At 69.1% G+C, this 24,026-nt stretch carries 18 protein-coding genes and 1 pseudogene; 4 read left to right on the top strand and 15 right to left on the bottom strand.

The genetic code is table 11. The features are described from left to right. Position 1 precedes the first annotated feature (1 nt). Together ASC93_RS16980 and lpdA are read left to right on the top strand one after the other, a co-directional pair. On the top strand, positions 2 to 1,360 hold the full coding sequence (locus tag ASC93_RS16980; protein WP_056444623.1) for a dihydrolipoamide acetyltransferase family protein: 1,359 nt from the start codon (positions 2 to 4) through the stop codon (positions 1,358 to 1,360). 10 nt (positions 1,361 to 1,370) lie between these two features. Continuing rightward, the gene (lpdA, locus tag ASC93_RS16975) at positions 1,371 to 2,765 is read left to right on the top strand and encodes a dihydrolipoyl dehydrogenase (protein ID WP_200958353.1); all 1,395 of its coding nucleotides are present in this window, start codon (positions 1,371 to 1,373) and stop codon (positions 2,763 to 2,765) included. A gap of 122 nt (positions 2,766 to 2,887) precedes the next feature. Here the strand turns inward: lpdA and ASC93_RS16970 are convergent, their stop codons facing one another. Continuing rightward, positions 2,888 to 3,217: a hypothetical protein gene (locus tag ASC93_RS16970; protein WP_157201973.1), complete on the bottom strand. Its 330-nt coding sequence runs from the start codon at positions 3,215 to 3,217 to the stop codon at positions 2,888 to 2,890. Between the two features lie 162 nt (positions 3,218 to 3,379). On the opposite strand from ASC93_RS16970, the gene ASC93_RS16965 reads away from it, so the two are divergent. Together ASC93_RS16965 and kefC are read left to right on the top strand one after the other, a co-directional pair. After that, entirely contained in the window at positions 3,380 to 3,967 is a 588-nt protein-coding gene (locus ASC93_RS16965; protein WP_056444613.1) for an NAD(P)H-dependent oxidoreductase, read from the top strand. Continuing rightward, positions 3,957 to 5,765 (top strand): glutathione-regulated potassium-efflux system protein KefC, encoded by a 1,809-nt coding sequence (gene kefC / locus ASC93_RS16960; RefSeq protein WP_056444608.1) that lies wholly within the window; start codon positions 3,957 to 3,959, stop codon positions 5,763 to 5,765. The genes ASC93_RS16965 and kefC overlap by 11 nt, the downstream gene beginning before the upstream one ends. Positions 5,766 to 5,894: 129 nt before the next feature. Here kefC and ASC93_RS16955 read toward each other — a convergent pair whose 3' ends face one another. The 14 genes and pseudogenes from ASC93_RS16955 to ASC93_RS16890 all read right to left on the bottom strand — a co-directional run. Then, a complete protein-coding gene (locus tag ASC93_RS16955; RefSeq protein ID WP_056444605.1) occupies positions 5,895 to 6,848 on the bottom strand; it encodes a glycoside hydrolase family 43 protein in 954 nt (317 codons plus the stop codon). 2 nt (positions 6,849 to 6,850) lie between these two features. Then, the gene (locus ASC93_RS16950) at positions 6,851 to 9,580 is read right to left on the bottom strand and encodes a TonB-dependent receptor (RefSeq protein ID WP_056444603.1); all 2,730 of its coding nucleotides are present in this window, start codon (positions 9,578 to 9,580) and stop codon (positions 6,851 to 6,853) included. Positions 9,581 to 9,674: 94 nt separating this feature from the next. Further along, on the bottom strand, positions 9,675 to 10,718 hold the full coding sequence (locus ASC93_RS16945) for a LacI family DNA-binding transcriptional regulator (protein ID WP_229412760.1): 1,044 nt from the start codon (positions 10,716 to 10,718) through the stop codon (positions 9,675 to 9,677). An 81-nt stretch (positions 10,719 to 10,799) separates the two neighbouring features. Next, positions 10,800 to 11,903, bottom strand: a complete 1,104-nt coding sequence (locus tag ASC93_RS16940; protein ID WP_056444597.1) for a sulfotransferase — start codon at positions 11,901 to 11,903, stop codon at positions 10,800 to 10,802. Between the two features lie 9 nt (positions 11,904 to 11,912). Next, entirely contained in the window at positions 11,913 to 13,082 is a 1,170-nt protein-coding gene (gene chrA, locus ASC93_RS16935) for a chromate efflux transporter (protein ID WP_056444594.1), read from the bottom strand. Then, positions 13,072 to 14,061, bottom strand: coding sequence for a DHHA1 domain-containing protein (locus tag ASC93_RS16930; protein ID WP_056444591.1), 990 nt, complete (start codon positions 14,059 to 14,061; stop codon positions 13,072 to 13,074). Before ASC93_RS16930 ends, chrA begins: the two co-directional genes overlap by 11 nt. A 2-nt stretch (positions 14,062 to 14,063) precedes the next feature. Then, a complete protein-coding gene (cysC, locus tag ASC93_RS16925) occupies positions 14,064 to 14,708 on the bottom strand; it encodes an adenylyl-sulfate kinase (protein WP_082548110.1) in 645 nt (214 codons plus the stop codon). A gap of 63 nt (positions 14,709 to 14,771) precedes the next feature. Further along, complete coding sequence (locus ASC93_RS16920) at positions 14,772 to 16,466, bottom strand: methyl-accepting chemotaxis protein (RefSeq protein ID WP_056444588.1); 1,695 nt, start codon at positions 16,464 to 16,466, stop codon at positions 14,772 to 14,774. 222 nt (positions 16,467 to 16,688) lie between these two features. Further along, positions 16,689 to 17,807 carry an ABC transporter ATP-binding protein gene (locus ASC93_RS16915; RefSeq protein ID WP_056444585.1) on the bottom strand — a complete coding sequence of 373 codons (1,119 nt, stop codon included), beginning with the start codon at positions 17,805 to 17,807 and terminating at the stop codon, positions 16,689 to 16,691. A gap of 15 nt (positions 17,808 to 17,822) precedes the next feature. Then, positions 17,823 to 18,647, bottom strand: a complete 825-nt coding sequence (locus ASC93_RS16910) for a carbohydrate ABC transporter permease (RefSeq protein ID WP_056444582.1) — start codon at positions 18,645 to 18,647, stop codon at positions 17,823 to 17,825. Next, positions 18,644 to 19,549 (bottom strand): carbohydrate ABC transporter permease, encoded by a 906-nt coding sequence (locus ASC93_RS16905; RefSeq protein WP_056444579.1) that lies wholly within the window; start codon positions 19,547 to 19,549, stop codon positions 18,644 to 18,646. Before ASC93_RS16905 ends, ASC93_RS16910 begins: the two co-directional genes overlap by 4 nt. A gap of 7 nt (positions 19,550 to 19,556) precedes the next feature. Next, positions 19,557 to 20,864 carry an extracellular solute-binding protein gene (locus ASC93_RS16900; RefSeq protein WP_056444577.1) on the bottom strand — a complete coding sequence of 436 codons (1,308 nt, stop codon included), beginning with the start codon at positions 20,862 to 20,864 and terminating at the stop codon, positions 19,557 to 19,559. 131 nt (positions 20,865 to 20,995) lie between these two features. After that, positions 20,996 to 23,017 (bottom strand): glycoside hydrolase family 2 TIM barrel-domain containing protein, encoded by a 2,022-nt coding sequence (locus ASC93_RS16895; RefSeq protein ID WP_229412759.1) that lies wholly within the window; start codon positions 23,015 to 23,017, stop codon positions 20,996 to 20,998. A 105-nt stretch (positions 23,018 to 23,122) separates the two neighbouring features. Next, a pseudogene (locus ASC93_RS16890) lies at positions 23,123 to 24,026 on the bottom strand (hypothetical protein); the annotation flags it as partial.

Genomic DNA, 24,026 nt, shown 5'->3' with positions numbered 1-24,026 from the left:
GATGGGTATGCATGTCATCAAGATGCCGGACCTGGGCGAAGGCATCGCGGAAGTGGAAGTCGTCGCATGGCGCGTGCAGCCGGGCGATGCCGTCGTCGAAGACCAGGTCCTGGCCGACGTCATGACGGACAAGGCGACCGTGGAGATACCGTCGCCGGTGCACGGCACGGTCGTCGCGCTGGGCGGCAAGGTGGGCGAATCTTTGGCGGTGGGCGCGGAACTGATCCGCCTCGACGTCGAGGGCGCGGGGAATGCGCCGGCGGCCGCGCGGCCTGCGCCCGCCGCCGACGAACCGGCCGCCCTGCCGCACGGATTCGTGCCGGAACCGGCGCGCGTGGCGGAAGCGGCGGCCAGCGTCGCGCAGGCCGCACCGGCCGTCGCCGCGGCCCCGGCGCGTCCCGCACCCGCACACGCACACGGACCCGCACACGCGCCTTCGCGCGCGCCGGCGCCGGCCTTGCGCGCGGCGGGCGAACAACCGCTGGCCGCGCCGGCCGTGCGCAAGCGCGCCTGGGACCTGGGCATCCAGCTGCAATACGTGGCGGGCAGCGGTCCGGCGGGCCGCATCACGCACGCCGACCTCGATGCGCACGTGGCGGGCCAGCGGCGCGGCCACGCGGCCACTCCCGACGGACGCTATGCGGAACTGGACGGCGAAGAGGCCGTCCCCGTGATCGGCCTGCGCCGCAAGATCGCGGAAAAGATGCAGCTCGCGAAGCGCCAGATTCCCCATTTCACGTACGTCGAGGAAGTCGACGTGACGGAGCTGGAAGCCTTGCGCGGCCAGCTGAACGCGCGCTACGGCGAGGACCGCGGCAAGCTCACCCTGCTGCCCCTTCTGATGCGCGCCGTCGTCCTCGCCGTGCGCAGGTTCCCCGACGTGAACGCGCGCGTGACGGAAGAGAGCGGCGACCAGGCGAACGTCGTCACGCGCTACCAGCCGGTGCACATCGGCATCGCGACGCAGACCGACGCCGGCCTGATGGTGCCCGTCGTGCGCCATGCGGAAGCGCGCGACCCGTGGGCGAGCGCCACGGAAATCGCCCGGCTGGCCGACGCGGCCCGCCACGGCAAGGCGGGGCGCGACGAACTGTCCGGTTCCACGATCACGATCACGAGCCTCGGCGCGCTGGGCGGCATCGTCAGCACGCCGGTCATCAACCATCCGGAAGTCGCGATCGTGGGCGTGAACCGCATCGTCGACCGGCCCGTGATCCGCAACGGCGGCATGGTGGCGCGCAAGCTGATGAACCTGTCGTCCTCGTTCGACCACCGCGTCATCGACGGCATGGTGGCGGCCGAATTCATCCAGGCGATCCGCGGCTACCTCGAGTCGCCGGCCACCCTGTTCGTGGAGTGAACGCATGGTACTGAACATCGAAACCACCACCCTGCTCGTCATCGGCGGCGGCCCGGGCGGCTACGTCGCGGCGATCCGCGCCGGCCAGCTGGGCATCCCGACCGTGCTCGTCGACGGCGCGGACCTCGGCGGCACGTGCCTGAACATCGGCTGCATCCCGTCGAAGGCGCTGATCCATGCGGCCGACGCCTTTCACCAGGCGGCGAGCTACGCGGGCGAGTCGCCGCTGGGCATCCGCACGGGCGCGCCGGCCATCGACATCGCGCGCACGGTCGCGTGGAAGGATGGCATCGTCGAGCGGCTGACGGGCGGCGTCGGCGCGCTGCTGAAAAAGAACGGCGTGAAGGTCGTGCAGGGCTGGGCGCGCATCCTGGACGGCAAGACGGTCGAAGTGGCGGCCGGCGACGACGTGCTGCGCATCCGCTGCGAACACCTGCTGCTGGCCACGGGCTCGACACCCGTCGAACTGCCGTCCATGCCGTTCGGCGGCAACGTCGTGTCGTCGACGGAGGCGCTGGCGCCGGCCACGCTGCCCGACCACCTCGTCGTCGTGGGCGCCGGGTACATCGGCCTGGAACTCGGGATCGCCTACCGCAAGCTGGGGGCGCGGGTCACGGTCGTGGAAGCGGCCGGACGCGTGCTGCCGGCCTACGACGACGAACTCGTGAAGCCGGTGGCGGCGAACCTTGCGCGGCTCGGGATCGCCGTCCACCTCGAATCGAGCGTCCTGGGGCTGGCCGACGACGGCCGCGGCGTGCGCATGAAGAACGGCGGCGGCGAGGAGACCGTGCTGGCGGCGGACCGCGTGCTGGTGGCCGTCGGCCGCCGTCCGCGCACGGAAGGCTATGGGCTGGAAAGCCTGCTGCTCGACATGAACGGACGCTTCGTCCGCATCGACAACCAGTGCCGCACGTCGATGCGCGACGTGTGGGCCATCGGCGACCTGACGGGCGAACCGATGCTCGCGCACCGCGCGATGGCGCAGGGCGAGATGGTGGCCGAGATCGTCGCCGGCAAGCGCCGCCATTTCACGCCGGCCGCGATTCCCGCCGTCTGCTTCACGGACCCGGAAGTGGTCGTCGTCGGCATGACGCCGCAAGACGCCGCGCAGGCGGGCGTCGATTGCATCAAGGCGAGCTTCCCGTTTTCCGCCAACGGCCGCGCGATGACGCTGGAGTCGACCGACGGCTTCGTGCGCGTCGTCGCGCGCCGGGACAATCACGTGATCGTCGGCTGGCAGGCCGTGGGCGGGGCCGTGTCCGAGTTGTCGACCGCGTTCGTGCAGTCGATCGAGATGGGCGCGCAGCTGGAAGACGTCGCCGGGACGATCCACGCGCATCCGACGCTGGGCGAGGCGGTGCAGGAGGCGGCGCTCAGGGCGCTAGGACACGCGCTGCACATCTGACCACGCGCCGCACGCAGAAAAGCGCGGGTGGCCATGCGTCGCCCCCGACACATTCCACCCGCGCCGCGCACCAGGCCGCTGGCACGCCCCCGATCCCGGACCAGGCCGGGCCTTGCTCGATGTCAGTCGCGCTTGCGCTTGCCCGCGTCCTCGGCCTCTTCCGACTGGCGGCTGCCCGCGTTGCCGGTGCTCAGGCTGCCGATGCCGCCGAGTCCCGTCTGCAGTTCGCCCGCTTCTTCGCCGACATAGCCTTCGCCGTCGCGGTCGGCGTCGTTGCTCAGCAGATCGTCCGTGCGGCCTTTTTGCAGGTTGCCGCCCGTATCGGACCGTGCGCTGGTTCCTGAGTCGCCGGTGCCGCCGGCGCCCAGCGTGCCGGCCGCGCTCGTGCCGTCCTTCGTCACCTGGTCGTAGTTGCGCCCTTTGGCATCCTTGCCTTCGCTCTGCATGGACATGAGGTTCTCCATTCGTTCGCGTCGACGACCATCTTGATCCTCCCGGCGCGGGCCGGCTATAGGCATGCACCCGGCTGGCTTGTAGGACATGTCGGGCGAGAATGACGCCAGGCACGCATGCGGGATATGCTATAAAACGGTGTTGCATAAATAGAACAACGCATGAACGAACCGAACATCCTCGTGATCTACGCCCACCCGGCGCCGCACCGCTCGCCCGTCCACCGCCGCCTGGCCGACACGGCGCGCGCGCTGCCCGGCGTCGAGGTGCGCGACCTGTACGACATCTATCCCGACTTCGACATCGACGGCGACCACGAACGCGCCCTCTTGCGCGCGGCCCGCCTGCTCGTCTTCGTGCATCCGTTCCGCTGGTACGGCATGCCGTCCCTCGTGAAGGAATGGATGGACGTCGTGCTGCAGCCCGGCTGGGCGTATAACGACGACAACCACGAGGGCGAATGCGCGCTGCGCGGCAAGAGCTTCTGGCTCGTCACGACGACCGGCAGCGGGCCGGAGGCCTACGGGCCCGGCGGCCTGCACGGCCGGCCGTTCGCGGACTTCCTCGCGCCATACGAGGCGACGGCCGCGCTGTGCGGCATGGACTGGATCGCGCCGCTCGTCATGCACGGGGCGGCGCAGGTGTCCCCCGACGCCGTCGACGCCCACGCGGCAGAGTTCCGGCACCGGCTGGAAGGCTATGCCGGCCTCGCGGCGGCGGGACAGGCGGAGCGCGGTCATGGAACATAATCTGCTGCAGAACGCGGTCGTCTACCTGGGCGCCGCCGTGCTGGTGGTGCCGCTGGCGAAGCGGCTGGGCATGGGCGCCGTGCTGGGCTATCTCGTGGCCGGCATCGTGATCGGCCCGTTCGGCCTGCGCCTCATCGCGGACGGCGAGGACGCCCTGCACTTCGCCGAATTCGGCGTCGTGCTGCTGCTGTTCCTCATCGGCCTGGAACTGGAACCGAGCCGGCTGTGGGCGTTGCGGCGCCCGATCTTCGGCTGGGGCGGCGCGCAGGTCGCCGGGGTCGCGGCGGGGCTGTTCGGCGCCGCGCTGCTGGCCGGGATCGAGTGGAAAGTGGCCCTGATCGCGGGCCTCGGCCTGTCGCTGTCGTCCACCGCGATCGCCCTCGCCTCGCTGGAAGAACGCAACCTGATGCCGACGCCGGCCGGCCAGGCCGGCTTCGCGATCCTGCTGTTCCAGGACATCGCGGCGATTCCGATGATCGCCATCGTGCCGCTTCTGGGCGTGCCCGAATCGGCCGGCGGCGGGGGCAATGCGTGGATCGCGGCGCTCAAGGTCGCGGGCGTGCTGGCGGGCCTCGTGGTCGCGGGCCGCTTCCTCCTGCGGCCGCTGTTGCGCATCATCGCCAAGACGGATGCGCGCGAGATCTTCACGGCGTTCGCCCTGCTGCTCGTGATCGCGATCTCGCTGCTGATGCAATGGGTCGGCATGTCGATGGCGCTCGGCGCCTTCATGGCCGGCGTGCTGCTGGCCGACTCCGAATACCGCCACGCGCTCGAGACCGACCTGGAACCGTTCAAGGGCCTGCTGCTCGGGCTGTTCTTCATCGCCGTCGGCATGTCGGTCGACTTCGAGGTCTTCCTCGCCCAGCCGGCCCTCGTGCTGGGCCTCGTCGCGGGCTTCCTGGCCATCAAGGTCGCGGTGCTGTACGGGCTGTCGCGCGGGCTCGCCATCGCCCGCGGCCAGCACCTGCAATTCGCGCTGCTGCTCGCGCAGGGCGGCGAATTCGCGTTCGTCGTGTTCGGCGCGGCCGCCACCGCGCGCGTGTTCTCACCAAGCGTCGCGTCGATCCTGGTCGTCGTCGTCGCGCTGTCGATGGTCGTCACGCCGCTCGCGCTGATGGCCTACGACCGCCTCGCGGCCCGCCGCGAATGCGCGGGGCGCAAGCGCGACGCCGACCGCATCGAACCGAACGAGGACCATGTGATCGTCGCCGGCTTCGGCCGTTTCGGCCAGATCGTCGGCCGCTTCCTGCACGCGAACCACGTGCGCCTGACGGTGCTCGACCACGACCCCGACCAGATCGAGGTGCTGCGCAACTTCGGCTTCAAGGTGTTCTACGGCGACGCCACGCGGCCCGACCTGCTGCGTGCGGCCGGCGCCGCGAAGGCGCGCGCCGTCGTCGTCGCCATCGACGACATCGAGGACAGCCTGAAACTCGTGGACGCCGTGCGGCGCGACTACCCGGACCTGCCCGTGTTCGCGCGCGCCCGCAACGTCACCCATTACTACCAGCTGATGGACCGCGGCGTGGAGCTGATCGAGCGCGAGACGTTCGAGGCGGCGCTGCGGCTGGGCCGCTCCGTGATGACGGCGGGCCTGGGCCAGAGTGCGTACGCGACGCGGCAGGCGGCGCTCAAGTTCAGGCGCTACAACAAGCAGACGCTCGACACGGTGTACCCGTATTACAAGGACCGGGAGACGTTCGTGTCGATGGCCAAGCAGGCGCGCGAGGAGCTGGAAGCGATGATTTCGCGGGATCGCAAGGCGTTCGATGAGGAGACAGGCAGCGACTGGGACTAAACGTGGCGCGCGCGTAGGGTGGGCACCCTGTGCCCACGCGTAGCGTACGCGTGGAGCAAACGTCCGCGTGGGCTCGGGGAGCCCACCCTACGCTCCTGGGTTCCCGCCTGCGCGGGAACGATGGTGAGGCTACGGCGCGGGTTGCTCCGTCCACGTGGGTCCCCGCGTCGACGGCGTGCCGTCGTTCCAGTCGAGGCGGTCGATGCACATCCGGCGCGCCGTCCGCGCCGGGTCCCAGGCGTGGTACACGATCCACGTCGTGGTCCCGTCCGGGGACACCGCGAACGAATTATGCCCCGGCCCCAGCAGGCCGCCGCCCTTCGGCGTGCGCATCAACAGGGCTGCCTCGCCGCCGGCGGGCCGCGTGTACGGTCCCAGCGGATCGTCCGCGACGACCCAGCTGACGCCGTAATTGTCGCGCTCCCACGCCCCGCCGCTGTAGAAGCAGAAGTAGCGCCCGTCGTGGCACAGCACGGCCGCGCCCTCCACCGTGTGCCAGTCGTAGACGCCGCCGTACATCGCGCGGCCCTTGCGGAACACGTGCCAGTCCGCGTGCGGGCGCACGACGACGCGCGGTGCGCCGGCCAGGGTCGTCATGTCGACGAGCCGGTCGACGACGATGCCCGTGCCGACGCGGTCATCGCCGTCCGTCTCCAGAAAATCGACGCAGTAGAACAGATACCACTGCCCGTCCCGCGCGCGGAACGGGTGCGCGTCGATGGCGAACGGCCGGTCGGGCACGAGCAGCTTGCCGCTGTCGGCGAACGGGCCGGCCGGGTGGTCGGCGACGGCCACGCGCAGCTTCTGGTCCGTGCCTTCCGCTTTTGATCCGGCCGAGTAGTACATGTAGAAGCGGCCGTCGTGGCTCGCGACTTCCGGCGCCCAGTAGTGGGTCTCCCCGATCGGCAGCAATGCATGGCCGACGGGTTCCCAGTCCACCAGGTCCGTCGAACGCAGCACCGGCACCTGGCGCCCGTCCGCGGCGCCGGGCGCCGTGCCGTAGGCGTAGTAGACGCCGTGGTGGCGCAGCACGAACGGGTCGGCCATCACGTCCGGATACACCGGGTTGCGGTACGTCTTCATCGTCACAACGAGAAGCGCAGGCCGACGCCGTACGTCGTCGGATTGTAGCGGATGTCGCGCGGGATCATCGGCGACGCCAGATAGCTCTCGTATTTTTCGTGCGTCAGGTTGATGGCGTCGAACTGCAGCGACACGTTCTTGTCGATGGCGTACGACACGCTCAGGTCGACGAACGTGGTGGCCTTGACGATGCGGTCCATGTTGAAGCGCGGCTCGGCGATCTGCTCCACGTACGCGCCGCGGTGCGTGGCCGTCAGGCGTCCCGTGATGCCGTTGCCCTCGTACAGCAGCGCGAAGTTGTAGTTCTTCTTCGCGACGTTCGTCAGCGCCGCCGTGCGGTACTCGGTGCTCGTTGGCGATACGAGAACCTGGTTGTCGCCGTCGATCCACGTGTAGTTGAACTGGGCGCCGAAGTTGTTCCACGGGCCGGGCAGGAAGTCGAAGAATTTCTGGATGCCGAATTCGGCGCCGCGCAGGGTGCCGGTGCCGGAATTCTGCGGACGCGTCACGCGATAGTTCTGGCCGCCGATGACTTCGTCCGACTCCATGTTCTGCAGGTAGCCGCTGATGTCGCGGTGGAACAGCGCGATCTGCGCGTAGCCGTTTTTCGGGAAGTAGTATTCGAGCGTGGCGTCGGTGTTGACGGAGCGCGTCGGCCGCAGGTTCGGGTTGCCGGCCGTGCCGGTGCCCGGCGCGTTGACGGTGGGCGGAATCAGCGACAGCGCGGGATTCAGCGACGCGAAGTCCGGCCGCGTGATCGTCCTGCCGGCCGACAGGTGCGACTGCAGGTTCTCGCGCCAGCCGACGACGGCCGCAACGCTGGGCAGGAAGTTGTTCTCGGTCGAGCTGACGGCAATCGGCGTGACCGTGTCGCCGATGCGGCTGTTGCCGTTCAGGTTGCGCGCCACGCGGACGTAGCGCCCGCCGAACGTGCCGGACAGGTCGATCGTGCCCGCCTTCGTCTTCCAGCGCGCCGCCAGGTACACCGTGTTGGTGCTTTCGCGCTGCTCGAACGTGCGGGTCGGGTCGTCCGCCACGCGGCCCGGCGCGGCGCCGTAAAACGTCCGCACGGCGTCGGCCTGGTCGATCAGGAAGTCATGCGACGGCGTCAGCCACGGGCCGCCGAGGCGATCGAGGCCCGGTGCCAGCGATTCGAACCCGGTGCCGAACGCGGCCACCGGATTGGCGCGCACGGCGCCCGCGATATCGCTGTGCCCCTCCGCGCCGTGGAAGCTGGCGCGGTGGTTCGACAGGCGCAGGCCCGCGTCGATGCCGGACAGGAAGCCGTCGCCGAGGCGGTACGACGCGTCGCCGCGCCACTGCACCTGCTCGCCCTTCGAGATGCCCCAGTTCTGCACCATCCCGCGCAGCACGAACGCGCTCGGATCGCGCAGCGCGTTGGGGCTCGTCGGCGTGCTCACGCTCGAGTAGCCGCCGTGGCCGTCCGCGCCGTAGGTGTAGACGCCCACGCTGGCGCCGGGGATCTGCTGGTCGACGATCACCGTGTCGTTCACGAACGTCGACCTGGTCCACGCGAAGTTCGAGCCGGCCTTCCACGGTCCTTCGCGGTAATTCAGGCCCACGTTCAGGAAGTGCGACGTCGTGTGCTCCTTCACGCCCCACGTCGACGTCGCCGTGTACGGGTCCCAGTCGTACGGGCCGCCGAACTGCTTCGCCTGCGCGTACGCCGACTGGATCGGACACACGACGCCCTCCGGCGTGTTGCAGTAGTCGCCCTGCGGCGCCAGCTGCACGTTGTACAGCGTCGGGGTCCACGTCGTGATGGCGAGGATGTAGTCGACGGCGCTGCGCGCGCGGTAGCCCGTCCCGAGGTACTGGACGTTCGCTTCCAGCGTCGGGTTGACCTTCCACTGCAGGGCGCCATGGATGCTGCCGCGGTCGCGGTCGCCGGCGTTGTAGATGCCGCCCACGTTCGGCAGTTCGCCGAGACGCGCGCCCGGCGTCAGGGGCGCGAGCGGCCCGTCGTTCAGGCGCGTGCCCACGCCGTTCGCGTCGACCGAGTGCACGCGGTCCGGCCGGTCGACCCATTGCACGGGAAAGCCCCAGTGCTCGCGGTTGAACGCGACGTCGAACAGCGCGCCGATCTCGCCATAGCTCGTGTTCCAGCGATTGCTGGCCGAGAAGCCGCCGCCCGGGTTGTTCTTCGTGTCCGTCGCGCTGGACCCCGTCACCTTCTGGCGCCGGTCTTCCACATAGCCCGTGACGCTCAAGCCCTTCAGGTCGAACGGCTGGCGCAGGCGCACGTCGATGCCGCCCGCGATGCCGCCTTCGAGCTGGTTCGGCGTCGCCGTCTTGTACACGTCCAGGCCGCCGATCGACTGCACCGGCAGGTCCTGGTACTGCAGGCGCCGGCCGTTGCCCGTGAAGATCTCCATGCCGTTCAGGGTCGTCACGACGTCCGGCAGGCCGCGGATGATGACCTGGCTCGTCTCGCCCCGGTCGCGCCCGACCTGCACGCCGGCGATGCGCTGCAGGGCGTCGCCGGCTGCGCGGTCGGGGAACTTGCCGATGTCTTCGGCGTTGATCGAGTCGACGACCTGCACCGAGTCGCGCTTGATCGCCTCGGCGCTGCGGATGCTGCCGCGCAGGCCGGTGACGGTGACCTGCTGGATCGGGGCGGGCTGCGGCGCGTCGCCGGTCTGGGCGCCGGCCGCCTGCGCCAGCAGCACGAGGATGGCCGCGCACACGGGCCGGAGCTGGAACGTGGTCATGCGATTCTCCCGATTATTAGTAATAAGTTTTATCGGGAAGCTAACGCAAACCTAACGTGAACGACGCACGCTTGAACCCGCCAAAAAGGGGTGTTCAGACCGGTGGCGGGGCCACGGAATCGCGTACCACCAGAGGGCATTCCATCTTGATGACGGCCCTGGCGGTGTGGTTCGCGCGCACTTGCGCGATGAGGGAATCGGCGGCCCAGCGGCCCATTTCGTAGTTTGGCAACAACACCGTGGTCAGCGGCGGATGGGTGTAGCGGGCGATGTCCTGGTCGTCATAGCCGACGATGGACAGGTCGCGCGGCACCGCGAGGTTGCGTTCGCGGGCGGCGTCGAGGGCGCCGATCGCCATCAGGTCGTTGGCGCAGAACAAGGCGGTCGGACGCTGCGCCAGGTCCAGCAGGCCCAGCGCGTGTTCGTAGCCGGCCGCCACCTGCCAGTCGCCGGAACGCACGAGCACGGGATCGAACGGGATGTCGGCCGTGGACAGCGCCTGCCGGTAGCCTTTCAGGCGCTCGGCCGCGGCCTCGATCCAGTGCTCGCCGTTGATGAAGCCGATGCGGCTGTGGCCGTTTTCGATCAGGTGCATCGTGGCCGCGTAGCCGCCCAGCAGTTCGCTGGGCACGACGGCGGCGCGGCCCCGGTCGCGCGTGTGGCAGTTCAGCAGCACGGCCGGCGTGGCGGCCAATGCCGCCGGCACCGTCACGGCGCGCGTGAAAATCGTCGAATAGATCACGCCCAGCAGCGCGGGATGGTCCAGCATGCGCGCGAACACCGCCGCTTCCACCTCGGGATCGCCCCGCGTGGCGAACACGGCGACGAGGCAGTCGTGCTCCCAGGCGCCATCCTTGGCGCCGTCGATGGTCTGCATGGCGTGCGGGCTCGTCGTCAGTTCGTCCGTGAGATAGACGATCAGGTTGCGCGCCTGCGCCTGTGCCGCGGCCAGGTGCGCGTGCCGCTCGACGGGGTAGCCCAGCTCGCGCGCGATGCGCAGCACGGTCTCGCGCGTAACCCTCGACACCTTTGCGCCGCTCATGTGATTGATGACCAGCGACACCGTCGACTGCGACACGCCGGCCAGCTTGGCGATGTCGGTCATCGTGGGACGGCGGGTGCGGGGCGGCCTGGTCATGGCGGTCGTGTTGGCGAAATCGATTTCGACAACACGACATTATCACTAATTATTACCTGTCGCCAGCACGTGGATGCGCGACTAGTCGGTCACCTCGAACGCCTCGTTCAGCTCATCCAGCCTGTAGGGTGCGTTGCCGGCGCCGCCCCGCTCCAGCCGCGCCCGCACCTGCGCCAGGTAATCGGCGCGCGCCTTGCGCAAGACGTAGTCGCGGAAGTTCGCCTGCTCGAGCTCCCGCCATGCCGCCTGCCTCGCGTCGTGCGAACGTTCCCGGGCCGCCTCGAACGACGCTTCGGTGACGACGGCGTCCGCCGGCGTCATCGACTCGTAACCATAGCCGCGCATATGGTCCCGCGCCAGCGTTTCGATCACGCGGATGTCGTCGAGCGACAGTTGCTGCTTGAATTTGTCGGCATTGGCCGGAATCGGCGCAAAGCAGTTCGATTCCCACAGCGCGGACATCCTCGCGATCTTGCGTGCCTCCGGCGAATGGGCGACGTCGAGCATATCCGGCAGGAACTCGATGCCGATGAAGCCACAGATCGTCCGCAACGTGGCTTCCTGGTCGGTGAGGAAATCTTCATAGCGTATCGTCAAGGCGCGCTCGGGATAGCGTTCCAGCAGCGCGCGCGCCGCGTCATGCGCCTGGACCCAGGTGCGGGCGTTGAGGGTGCTGTCGAAGTCGTGGATGATGGCGCGATTCATCGATGCCACCTGGCCGCGCGGATCGCGCACGACGTTCAGGAACAGCATGTCCGGGTAGAGGCGCATCAGGTCGTCGGCGTAATGGACGCTGTCGAGCGACTTGTCCATGACGATTTTCGCGCCCGTCCGCTCGCCCGACCGGAGCAGCAGCTCCCAGACGATGCGATGCACGCTGCGCGGTTCGTGGCGGAGCCGCTCGAAGATCTCGACCGGGTCGTACACCATGTCCGGCCACTTGACCATGCTGACCGCCTGCAGTCCGACGACGTCGACGACGAGCCTGAAATAGGCGCGGTAGTCTTCCAGGTCGCCGTACAGCGGCACGAGCGGCATGAAGTCGACGATGTGCAGCGGATACGGCGAGTGGAACTCGGGATTGAAGTTCAGCCGCAGCCGCAGCGCGTGGCTGCCGCAGCGGCGCAGCGGCATCATCAGCAGCGGGCGGGGGCGCTTGTTCTCGACTGCCGTGTTCGAATCCATACTCTCTCCTCAGAATAGAAAATAACCGATCGCGCCGCACAACGGCACGACCCAGAATGCTTCGACCCGCCAGCGCAGCAACAGCAGCAGCGCCAGCACGAACAATACGGGCGACAGCCAGACCGGCGCCGCCATTTTTCCGATGGCGAATGCCGCCGCGACCACCATGCCGGCGCCCGCCGCGCGCACCCCGCGCAGCGCCGCCCGCACCGCACCCGATGCGTACCAGCGATTCAGCCGGTGCGCGCAGCCGACCATCAACACCGCCGTCGGCGTGAAGACGCCGACGGTCGCCGCGACCGCGCCGGCGATACCGGCCACCTTCAGGCCGATGAACGCGGCACCGATCAGCACGGGACCGGGCGTGAGCTGGGTCATTGCCATCGCATCGGCGAATTCCCGCCCCGTGACCCAGCCATAGCCATCGACAACGGTATGCTGCAGCACGGGGATCGACACGTAGCCGCCGCCGAACATCAGCAGGCTCATGCCGGCGAAGGCGGCGAGCAGCTTGGCCAGCAAGGCGGCCTGCGCGCCGACCAAGGGCACGAGTACCAGCGGCGTCGCGAACAGGATGCCCGCGTTGCCACGCGCCTGCTGGCGCGGCGCCGGCGCGTACGCACCGCCGTCTTCGCGGAACCAGAAGCGCCCGACCAGCGCCGAGGCCACGACGATGGCCGGCGTCACCAGCAGGCCGGAACAACACAACAAGAGGACGACCGCGGCCCCGGCCAGCAGCGCCTCGCGCCAGCCGCGCACCGAGACGCGGCACATGCGCCAGGCGGCGCCAAGGACGACCGCGGCGACGGCGGGCATGATCCCCATGAAGAGCCGGTCGATCTGCGGCAGCCGGCCCCAGCGAAAATACAGGGAAGCCAGTACCACCATGAACACGAAGGCCGGCAGCACCGCGGCACACACGCATACGCACGCGCCCATCGCGCCGCGCAGGCGGTAGCCGACATAGGCCACGGTATTGATCGCCACCGGACCGGGCAGGATGGACGCGAGCGTGACGCCGTCGAGCACGTCCTGGTCCGTCAGCAGCTTGCGTTGCGCCACGACGGCGTTCTGCATGACCGACACCATCGACATGTAGCCGCCGAAGCTGGAGCAGCCGACCCGCAGGAACAGGGCGCACAGGGACGCGAGCGACGGCGGGCCCGCCTCATCCCGCATGCGCCAGCCCTCCGCATGCGGCGAAATAGTCGGAAAAGGCGCGCACGAAACGGTCGATGTCGGCGGCCGGCAGGCCGTTGATGCCGGCCGCGGCGCGCCGCCCGCCGCCGCCGGCGAAATGCTCGCACAGGACGTTGGCGGCATGCGTTCCCGGCGCGCCCGAGCGCACGCTGACGACGAACCTGCCGTCCGAGCCTTCGGTCAGCACGGCGAACGCGCGCGCGCCGCCGGCAGCCGCCAGCCGGTTGGCGAAGACCCCGGAGATGCGCCGCGCCCAGCAGGCATCGGGGAGCACGTAGACCGCGCCGTACTGCCATTGCCATTGCGGCTGCAGGCCGCTCATGCGCGCGGCGTCGTCGCGATAACCTTCGACCAGCATGCGGTACCGGTCCGACGCCTCGATGAATTCGAACGGATCGACGTAGGGACTCAATGCCCGATACAGCGCGTCCGGCGCCATGTGCAGATCCTCGACGCATTCGCCGTAGGCGTTATAGTTCAGCACCGTGCCAAGTTCCGCCAGCGCCGCGATCCGCGCTTCGGACAGGCCCATGTCCGAAGCCAGCGCACGCGCCGGCCCGGCCAGGTTGTCGCCGAACGCGGCGGCGATGGCCCATGGCCGATAGCGCCCCACGAGCTGACGGTCGACCAGCAGGCTGGTGCACACCGTCGGCGCATCGTCCCAGAACAGGCGCAAGCGCGGATGCGCGAACGCCTGGCGGGCCGAATGGTGATCGAACCAGGTCACGTGCGCCCCGGCGTCGAGGACGCGCCGCAGCGACGCCGCATTCGCATCGACCGCGATGTCGAGCACCGTCACCTCGTCGCCGGCGTCGCAGGCGACCCGCTGCAGCAGCGCGACGTCGCGCTTGATGCCGGTGACGAGCATACTCTCGCCCGGATAGGCCAGGCGCCATTGATGCTGGGCGCAGATGCCGTCGGCGTCGCCATTGAACACGTCGAGACGTCGCGCGGTCATGGTCAACCCAGACGCGGGATGAGGTGCTCGTACAGGGCGCGGGTCGCCTCGTCGATCGACATCGCCCCGGTGTCGACGGTGACGTCCGGATTCTCCGGCGGCTCGTAAGGCGCGGACACGCCGGTGAAATGCGCGATCTCGCCGGCGCGCGCACGGGCGTACAGGCCCTTGGGGTCGCGCGACTCGCACACCGTCATGCAGGTGCTGACATGGGCCTCCACGAACCGTTCCGCGCCGATGATGTCGCGCGCCGCCTTGCGGTCCTCGCGCAACGGCGAAATGAACGCGGTCACGACGAACAGGCCGGCTTCGTTCATCAGACGCGCCACTTCGGCGGTGCGCCGGATGTTTTCGCGCCGGTCGTCGGTCGAAAAGCCCAGGTCGCGATTGAGACGATGTCGGACGTTGTCGCCGTCGAGCACGAAGCTCGGATGGCCGCGCTCGAGCAGCAGTTTTTCCAGTTCGTAGGCCAGCGTCGACTTGCCCGCGCCGGACAGGCCGGTCAGCCAGATCGTCCCCGGCACGTGTCCGAAATACCGGTGCCGGTGAGCCGCGGTCACCTTGCCGGCATGCCAGTAGATATTCGAACCCGCCGGCGCAGGCCCGTGCTTCACTTCCGCTTCGTGTACCGCCACCTCGTTGCGCATCGCCACTCCCCTGTGAATAGCTGAACTCCGGCCGTCGGGAACTTCCCAGTCGGGCCGCGCTTCCTAGCGCGCGGCGCGCCGCGCCAGGGTCAACGCGGTGCCGCGATTGGGCTCGAGCCTTGTCACGGATGCGAGCGGCGGTTCCGCGCGCGCCGCATCGGCACGCCCCGGCGCACGCTGGGCGCCGGACAGCAGGAACACGCCGACCACCTTGGCCAGGTGATCGGCCTGCTCCTGCATCGATTGGGCCGCCGCAGCCGCTTCCTCGACGAGCGAGGCGTTCTGCTGGGTGACGTCGTCCATCTGCGCAATCGCGAGATTGACCTGTTCGATGCCCGACGCCTGCTCCTCGCTCGCCGCCACGATCTCGGACATGATGCCGGTCACGCGCTTGATGCTGTCGACGACTTCGTGCATCGTCGCGCCCGCTTCCTCCACGAGCTTGTTGCCGGAATCGACCTTCTCGACAGAATCGGAAATCAGCGTCTTGATTTCCTTGGCCGCCGCCGCGGAACGCTGGGCGAGGTTGCGCACCTCGGAAGCGACGACCGCGAAGCCGCGTCCCTGTTCGCCGGCGCGCGCCGCTTCGACCGCGGCATTCAGCGCCAGGATATTGGTCTGGAACGCGATGCCGTCGATGACGCCGATGATTTCCACGATCTTCTGCGCCGACTGGTTGATCGCACCCATCGTGTTCACCACTTGCGACACCACCTCGCCGCCCTTCTCGGCGACGTGGGAGGCCGACAGTGCCAGGCTGTTCGCCTGGCGCGCATTGTCGGCGTTCTGCTTCACGGCCGAGGTCATCTCTTCCATGGAGGATGCGGTTTCCTCGAGCGCGCTGGCCTGCTGTTCGGTGCGCGCGGACAGGTCGAAGTTACCGGCCGCGATCTGGGCGGAGGCCGTCGCGATGGTATCGGTGCCGGTGCGCACCTGGCCGACGATATGGTCCAGGCTGTCGCGCATGGACCGCATGGCATACATGAGGCTGGAGTTATCGCGGGGATAGGTCTCGATCTCGACCGACAAGTCCCCCGCCGCGATCTCGCCGGCGACCCGCACCGCGTCGGCCGGCTCGCCGCCGAGCTGGCGCAGCAGGCCCCGCGTGATCAGCCAGGCGGCCAATACGCCCGTCACCAGCGCCAGCACGCCGAACCCGATCAACATGGAGCGCGCGCCGGCATAGGTTGCGTCGGACGCGTCCAGCTGCACGTCGTTCTGACGTGCTTCCAGGGCGGCCAGTTCCCGCATCAGGGCCCACCACTTCTTTTGCACCGGCCGGAAGTCGAATCGCACCAGCTTGTACGCCTCGTCCTTCTTCCCGTCGAGCGCGAGCTGGACGGCGCGCGGATAGTATGGTGCGGCGAGCGTCGCCTGCTCGGCGATCTGCGCCATCAGTTCCTTTTCCTTCGGCGACGTGCCGGCAATGGTCGCGAACATTGTCTTGAGCTTTTGCTCTGCGTCGGCATACTTCTTCGCCTGCTCCGCGACGCGGTCGACCTCCATCTGGACTTCCTTCGTGTTGTCGCTTTCCAACAACGAGAGATTGCGCAGCGCCAGCGCACGCTCCGTGACCGTCATGTCCATCGTGGCCACGAGACGGGCTTCGACGTCGTTGACCTTGATGATTTCGTCCACCCGCGCCTTGATGGTCGCCATCCGGTTCACACCGAGCACCGTGACGACGAGAAGCAACAGGGACATCAGGCCGTAACCGATCCCCAGCCGGGTCGCAACCCGCAAATGGTTAATGTTCATGCCGCAACCCGAAAGAAAAACTCCTGGACCACGGCACCGCCGGCGCACGAATCATGCATAACTGCCCCCAACAAGGTTATTTGATTCAAAGCATCATATAACCAAAAAGTTCCGATAGGCAACTACTTTGTTCAATAACAAACTTGTTATTATTTGTGAGAATTGGCGGCCGAAAATCGTGTAGATGGAGGCGTCGTGGGAAGCGGGGGCGCGGCGGCCGGCCTAGGACGCCGCGGCGGCGCGCTCGCGCAGCGCCGGCAGCGCCGCGCCCTGCTCGTCGAACAGCCAGGCCCGCGCCGGATCGAAGCGCAGGCGCACCGGCGTGCCCGGCGCCGGCAGCGGGACGTCCGGCGGACACTTTGCCGCCACCATGCCCTCCACGCCGTCGACCTGCACATACGCGAGCGTCACGTCGCCCAGGTATTCGGCGAGTGCGAGGCGGCCCGGGATGCCGGTGTCGCCCGCCACGTCCAGGCGCAGGTGCTCGGGCCGCACGCCCAACGTGAGCGCGGCGCCGGCGCGGGCCTGGCTCGCATCCGCCGCCACCTGCGCCATGCCGCCGCCGGGCACGCGCACGGTCGCGAGGCCGCCCGTGTGGCCGGCCAGCGTCGCGGGAAACGCATTCATGCGGGGCGAGCCGAGGAAGCCCGCCACGAACAGGTTCGCCGGCCGCTCGTACAGCTGCAGCGGCGTGCCGACCTGCTCGATGCGGCCGCCGTTGAACACGACGATCTTCTGGCCGAGGGTCATGGCCTCCACCTGGTCGTGCGTCACGTAGATCATCGTGGCCCGCAGGTCCTTGTGCATGCGCGCCAGTTCCACGCGGGTCTGGGCGCGCAGCGCGGCGTCCAGGTTCGACAGCGGTTCGTCGAACAGGAAGACTTCCGGCTTGCGCACGATGGCCCGGCCGATCGCCACGCGCTGCCGCTGGCCGCCGGACAGCGCCTTCGGCTTGCGCTCCAGCAGGTGGGCGATCTGCAGGATGTCCGCCGCGTGGCGCACGCGCGCGACGATCTCCGGCTTCGGCACCCTGGCCAGCTTCAGTGCGAATCCCATGTTCTCCGCCACCGTCATGTGCGGGTACAGCGCATAGCTCTGGAACACCATCGCGATGCCGCGCCGCGCGGGTTCGATCGTGTTGCTGACGACGCCCCCGAGCTCCAGCGTGCCGTCCGTGATGTCTTCCAGGCCCGCGATCATGCGCAGCAAGGTCGACTTGCCGCAGCCGGACGGCCCGACGAAGACGACGAACTGGCCGTCCTCGATATCGAGGTCGACGCCCTTGATGACGGGGTTGTCGCCATACGTCTTGCGGATGCCGCGCAGCGTTACCGATGCCATAAAATCTCCAACTCCTTATCCTTTCAATCCGCTCGCCGCGAGGAAGCCCTGCGTCACGCGGCGCTGGAACAGCACGTACGCGAGGGCGACGGGCAAGGCGCCCAGCAGCGCGGCCGCCATCAGCTGGGCATAGCGTACACCGAACGCGTCGTACGTCTGCGTGAGCCCGAGCGGGATCGTCATCATGTCGTTCGACGTGACGATGATGAACGGCCACAGGAAATTATTCCAGGCCGCGATGAACGTCACGATCGCCATCGCCCACACGATGTTGCCCGAGATCGGCAGGTAGACGCTCCACAATACGCGCAGCGGCCCCGCGCCGTCCATCACGGCGGCCTCGCGGAAATCGGCGGGAATCGCGTCGAAGAACTGCTTGAACACATAGATCACGACCGGCGACACCACCTGCGGCAGCACGATGCCGGCATACGAGTTGATGAGCCCCAGCTGGTGCATCGTGCGGAACAGCGGCACGAGCAGCGCCTCGAACGGCAGCAGGAAACCGAGCATCGCGATGCCGAACACGATGCCGCGGCCGCGGAAGCGCAGCTGCGAGAACGCGTATGCGGACGTCAGGCTGATCGCCATCGTCACGACGGTCACCAGCAGCGCGACGACGAAACTGTTGACCAGCCAGCGCACGACGTTGCCGGCGCCCAGCGTGCGGCGGTACGCGTCCAGCGTCCACTCCTGCGGCAGCCAGTGGAACTGGGTCGCGACCGTTTCCAGCTCCGGCCGCAGCGACGTGGAGAGCGCCCACAGCAGCGGGAAGGCCCACAGCGCGGCGAGCACGATGGCGCACGCGGCACCGAGGATGGTCCAGATCGATGCCTTCATGCGTCCCTCCGCGCCAGCCACCGGGCGAGCCACGCCTGCAGCAGCGACAGCACGATCACGATCGCGACGAACGCCATCGCCACCGCCGCCGCGTAGCCGGCGTCGCTCTGCGTGAACGCCGTCTCGTACATATAGTGCAGCGCCACGCGCGTCGTGTTGAACGGCCCGCCGCTGGTCAGGATATACGTCTGCCCGAAGACTTTCAGGGACGCGATCAGTTGCAGGATCACGGCCGTGGAGACGACCGGCCGCAGCGCCGGCCACGTGATCGTGCGGAACAGCGTGAAGCCGCGCGCGCCGTCCAGCGCGGCCGCCTCGTACAGCTCGGCCGGGATGTTGCGCAGGCCGGCGAGGAACAGGAGCATGTTGAAGCCGACCGTCCACCAGATCGTGCCGATGGCGACGGCCGGCAGCGCCCAGTGCGGGTCGGCGAGCCACGCGCGTTCGCCGCCGAGGATGTGGTTGACGACGCCGGACGACGGCTGCAGCATCCAGTCGGCGATCAGGGTCATGACGGAGATCGGCAGCACGAACGGCAGGAAGAACGTGCCCTGCAGCCAGCCCTGCGCGCCCGTGAAGCGGTCGACGAGCATGGCCATCAGCAGGCCGAGGGCGCACAGCGGGATCACCGTCAGCAGCGCAAAATAAAACGTGTTGCCGACCGAATCCCAGAACGACGGGTCGTTCAGCAGGGTGTGATAGTTGTCCAGGCCGATGAAGGCGCTGGTGCGCGTCAGGCTGCTCTCCGTGAGGCTGAGCCAGAGCGTTTCCAGCGCGGGCAGGAAGAAGAACAGGCCGAAGGCCGCGAGGAACGGCGCCAGCAGCAGCCAGGCGGGCAGCGCGTCGCGCCGTGCCGTCGTGGGGCCGGCGCTGCGTGTCGAGGTGATGTCGGCGCGTCGCATGCGGGCCTCAATAGCGCGGCGGACGCTTGCGCACGAGGCGCGCCGCCTCCGTCTCGAACCGGTGCACGGCCTGCGCCGGCGTCAGGTAGCCGTACAGCGCGGCCGGCAGGAATTTCGACGCGATGGCTTCCAGCGGCCCGGCGGCCCCCATGTACCAGCCGTCCGGATCGTACACGACGTCGTGCGCGGCCTGCGCGTACAGCGCGTTCGGCATCAGGCTCTTTGCGGCCTCCGACTCGGCCACCGGCCTGTACGCCGGGATGTGGCCGCCCTCGGCCCAGCCCAGCGAATGCTTGCTGACATAGGTGACGAAGCGCAGCACCGCCCGCACCTTCGCCGGCGACGGTTCGTGGCCGGGATTGGCGGGCAGCGCGAACCCGTGCGAATCGGCCCACGTGGACGCGTTCGCGTACATCCGCGGCAGCGGCACGATGCCGTAGTCGAAGCCGAGCGTGCCGGCTTTCGTCGCGCGCACCAGTTCCGGCACCTCCCACACGCCGTTCAGCATGAAGGCGGCGTTGCCGCCCATGAACTGGCTCGTCGACGCCGGATAATCGAGGCCGGCCTGCGCATAGCCGCGCGTGAACCAGTCGCTGATGCGCGCCAGCGTGGCGGCGCCCGCCGGGCCGTACGTGAAGCGGCCGTCCCTGATGATCGTGACGTTCTGCTGCGCCAGCATGGCCAGCCACAGGCGCCAGATGGCGTAGGAACTCTGGCTGCTTTCCATCGTGAGGCCGCGCCGGCCGGTGCGCTCGGTGGCGGCGCGGAACGCGTCCGTCAGCGCGTCGACGCCGACGATGGGTCTCAGGTTGCCGCCGGCATCCAGCAGGCCCGCCTTGCCGGCGAGCGTCTTGTTGTAGTACAGGACGAGCGGGTGCACGTCCAGCGGCACGGCGTACGTGCGGCCCTCGTACTGCGCCTTGGCCCACTGGCGCGCCAGGTAGTCGTCCCCGCGCAGGCCGGCGGCGGCCAGTTCGGCGAGAGAAATCGGCCGCAGCACGCCGCCGCCCGCCAGGTTGACGATGCGCGACAGGTGGATCGTCGCGACGTCCGGTCCGGCGCCCACGACGGAGGCCGTGATCAGCTTCGTATAAAAGGGTTCGCCCCATCGCAGGGTCGTGCTGACCACGCGCACGTCGTGCTGGCTGGCGTTGAAGTCGTCGACCAGCGAGCGCATGCGCGCGCCGTCGCCGCCCGAGAGCAGCGTCCACATCCTGACTTCGACCTGGGCCCGCGCGGGGGCGCAAACGCCCGCCAGCACGAGGAACAGGGTCGCAACCAGCGCGGCGGCGCGCGGGAATCCGCGTCGCGCCACGTCGTCTCCTTGTTAGTGTCTGCTCCAGTAAGGTGGGTGACCCTCCGCCCACGCGTGGTGCCAACATATCGCAAGCGTCCGCGTGGGCACGGTGTGCCCACCCTACCGGGACTTTCGAGTGGAGCGCCGGTTCAGGCCACTTTCCGCCGGGCACGCGCTCCGGGAGCGCCGCGCCCGCGTCGGTCGAAGCCCGGCGGACCCGCGGCCGGGCCGGGCTCCGTCGGCGGCAAGGTCGGGGGGACGTCGGGCTCCGCCACCTGCGGGGGCTGGCGCTCTCCCGGATAGGCTAACACTTCCGCCGTTTCTCCGACGCGCGTCCACTCGACCGGGAAATCGGGCCCGCGCCTGGCACGCCAGCGCTGGCTGTGGCCGAGCGGGTCGAGCACCCAGTCCTGCAGGTGCGCCTGCGGCCCGCGCGTGGCCTGCGCCAAGGCCTCGATGGGCGCCTTCGGCACGCGGTCCTCGGTCAGCAGGCCGTTCTTTTCGAGGAAGGTGTCGGTGAGCTGGGTGTAGCAGAAGCCGGACAGCGGCCGGCACGCGTGCACCGCCGTCATCAGCAGCTGGTAGCGCGCCAGCAGTTCCTTGCCGTCCCGCGCGACGGAATAGCCCCAGCCCGCCTCTTCGCCGGGCTTCAGCATGGCGATGCCGCCGAATTCGGACAGGAACAGCGGCCGGCCGAGGCCCGTGAAACCGTCGATGACGAGCCGGCGCCGGTCGGGCTGCACGTGTTCCAGCGTGTAGGCGACGGCGTCGCGGCTGCCGTAGCGTTCCAGCAGCACGGCCGGGTCCTGCTCGTAGTCGTGCACGCAGACGAGGTCCCCGCACGGCATCTCCCAGCCGTCGTTGCCGACGACGGGCCGGGTGCCGTCCAGCGCCCGCGTCATGTGGTACAGGGCGCGCACGAAGTCGACCTGGCGGCGGTCGTTCATCAGTTCCGGCACGCCCCACGATTCGTTGGTCGGCACCCACGCCACGATGCACGGGTGCGAGACGTCGCGCTCGACCAGTTCCTTCCACTCTTCCATCACGCCGTGGATCGTGGCGCTGGAAAAGCCGTACGCGGACGGCATCTCGCCCCACACGCACAGCCCGAGCACGTCGCACCAGTACAGCCAGCGCGGGTCCTCCGACTTCTGGTGCTTGCGCACGCCGTTGAAGCCGAGGCGCTTGATGAGCAGCACGTCGTGGCGCAGCTGGTCGCTGGACGCCACCATCAGGCTGTCCGGCCAGTAGCCCTGGTCGAGCACCATGCGCAGGAAGTACGGGCGGCTGTTCAGCACGAAGCGGTCGCCCTCGACGCTGACCGTGCGCAGGGCCGTGTAGCTCTGCACGCTGTCGATCGGGGTGCCGTCGGCCGCGCGGATCTCGACCTCGGCATCGATCAGCTGCGGGCTTTCCGGGCTCCACATCCACAGGCCGCGGGCGTCGTCGATGCCGGGATCGGGCAGCTGGAAGATGCGCGACAGGCGCGGCCCGGTCAGCAGGCAGCGGTCATTGACGAGCAGGCGCCCGCCCAGTTTCAGGGTGACGTTGGCCATGCCGCCTTCCGGCACGTGGGCGATGTCGGCGTCGAGCCGGATCTGCCACCGCGCCACGTCGGCCGTCCAGCGCAGCTGCGCCACGTGGGCGCGCGGCACCTTTTCGATCCAGACGGTGCGCCAGATGCCGCTGGTGCGCGGATACCAGATCTTGTGCGGCTCGGCCTCCCAGTCCATCTTGCCGCGCGCCTTGTGCATGTCCTGCGGGTCGTCCTCGGCCTGCACCGCGATCTCGAGGATCGAGCCGTCGAGGTGGCGCGTGACGTCGATGGAAAACGGGCTGTGGCCGCCCCGGTGCTCGACGGCGAAGCGGCCGTTGATCCAGACGCGGGCGCGGTGGTTGACGGCGCCGAAGTGCAGCATCAGCCGCTCCTCGGGCCCCGGCACGAGGCCGGGATCGAGGGAGATCTGGCGCTTGTACCAGACGCGCCGCCGGAAACCGCGGTCGTGCACGCCGCTGGCGCGCGCCTCGGGCGGATAGGGGACGACGATCGTGCGGTCGAACGGCACCTCGGCCGGATCGACGTAGACGGCGGCGTCGTCCAGCATGGCCTGCCATGGGCCGTCGAGGCTGCGCCAGGCGGCGCGCCGCAATTGTGGGCGGGGATATTCCACGTTCGCGCTCCTTGTTCTCGCTCCTTACGACCTACTCTATGAGCCGCCTCCCTCGCTGGCAAGGGCTTTCACGCACCGTTACAAAGCGGTGACAAAGGCGTCGCGTCAGCGAGACAGGCGCGCCACCGACACCCTGCGAAACACCGCCCGGTGCCCGGCGCCGCCCATCGCCACCAGGCCCAGCCGCGCCTCCCGGCCGAGGCGGTGGGTCCACGTCCCGCCGCCGACCCAGGCGTTGCCGTCCCGGCTCGAATACGCCGTATAACGTTCTTCCCCCCCGCTCCGGTGGACATCGAGCCGCAGCCACGTCGTCGCGCCCGGCGTGCCGGCGACCGTGTTGCCGTAGCGCGGATAGTGGGCCGGCACGGGCGCCATCTCCTTCGCGAACTCGACCTGGCGCAGGCCGCCGTGCGCCAGCTCGACCAGCTTGACGTAGTTGTCGTCGTCGCGCATCACGACGAAGCCGGCCTGCACGGCCGTGGCGCAGCAGGCGTCCGGCACGTCCAGCCGCACGACCGCCTCGACACGGTAGTCGCCGTCCGGCAGCGGCGTGCGCAGCACGCTGGCCGTGTTGGTGTCCACGTGCAGGTCGGTGGCGGCCGTCGCCAGCGTCAGGCCGGTGCGGCCGAGCGACCACGCGGCGTCGGCGGGCGGCCGCAGCCACGTCCAGCGCGCATCCGGCGTCGGGCCGCGGAACGTGTCCGTCCACAGCGCGCGGACCGATTCTGCCGGCGCGGCCGGGGCGGCGAACGCACGGGGACGCGCACCGGCCGTCGCCGCCGGCGCCGGACGCGCCGCGTCGCTGGGGGCGCCGGTCGCGACGGGCCAGCCGTCCACCCAGTCGATGCGGTCGAGCAGCGCGAGACGGCGCGTCAGCTTGTCGCGCGCGCTGAAGAACGGCTCCCCGGCGTCGATGCCGTGGTAGATCGTCCACCACTGCCCGGCCGCGTCAGGGAACACGGTGTTGTGGCCGACGCCGATCCAGCGGTTGCCGTTCTGGAACAGCACC

Source organism: Massilia sp. Root335, from assembly GCF_001425685.1.
Lineage (GTDB): Bacteria > Pseudomonadota > Gammaproteobacteria > Burkholderiales > Burkholderiaceae_D > Telluria > Telluria luteola.
Note: the sequence above shows the minus strand (reverse complement) of the source record. Positions and strands in the feature narration are given on the sequence as shown.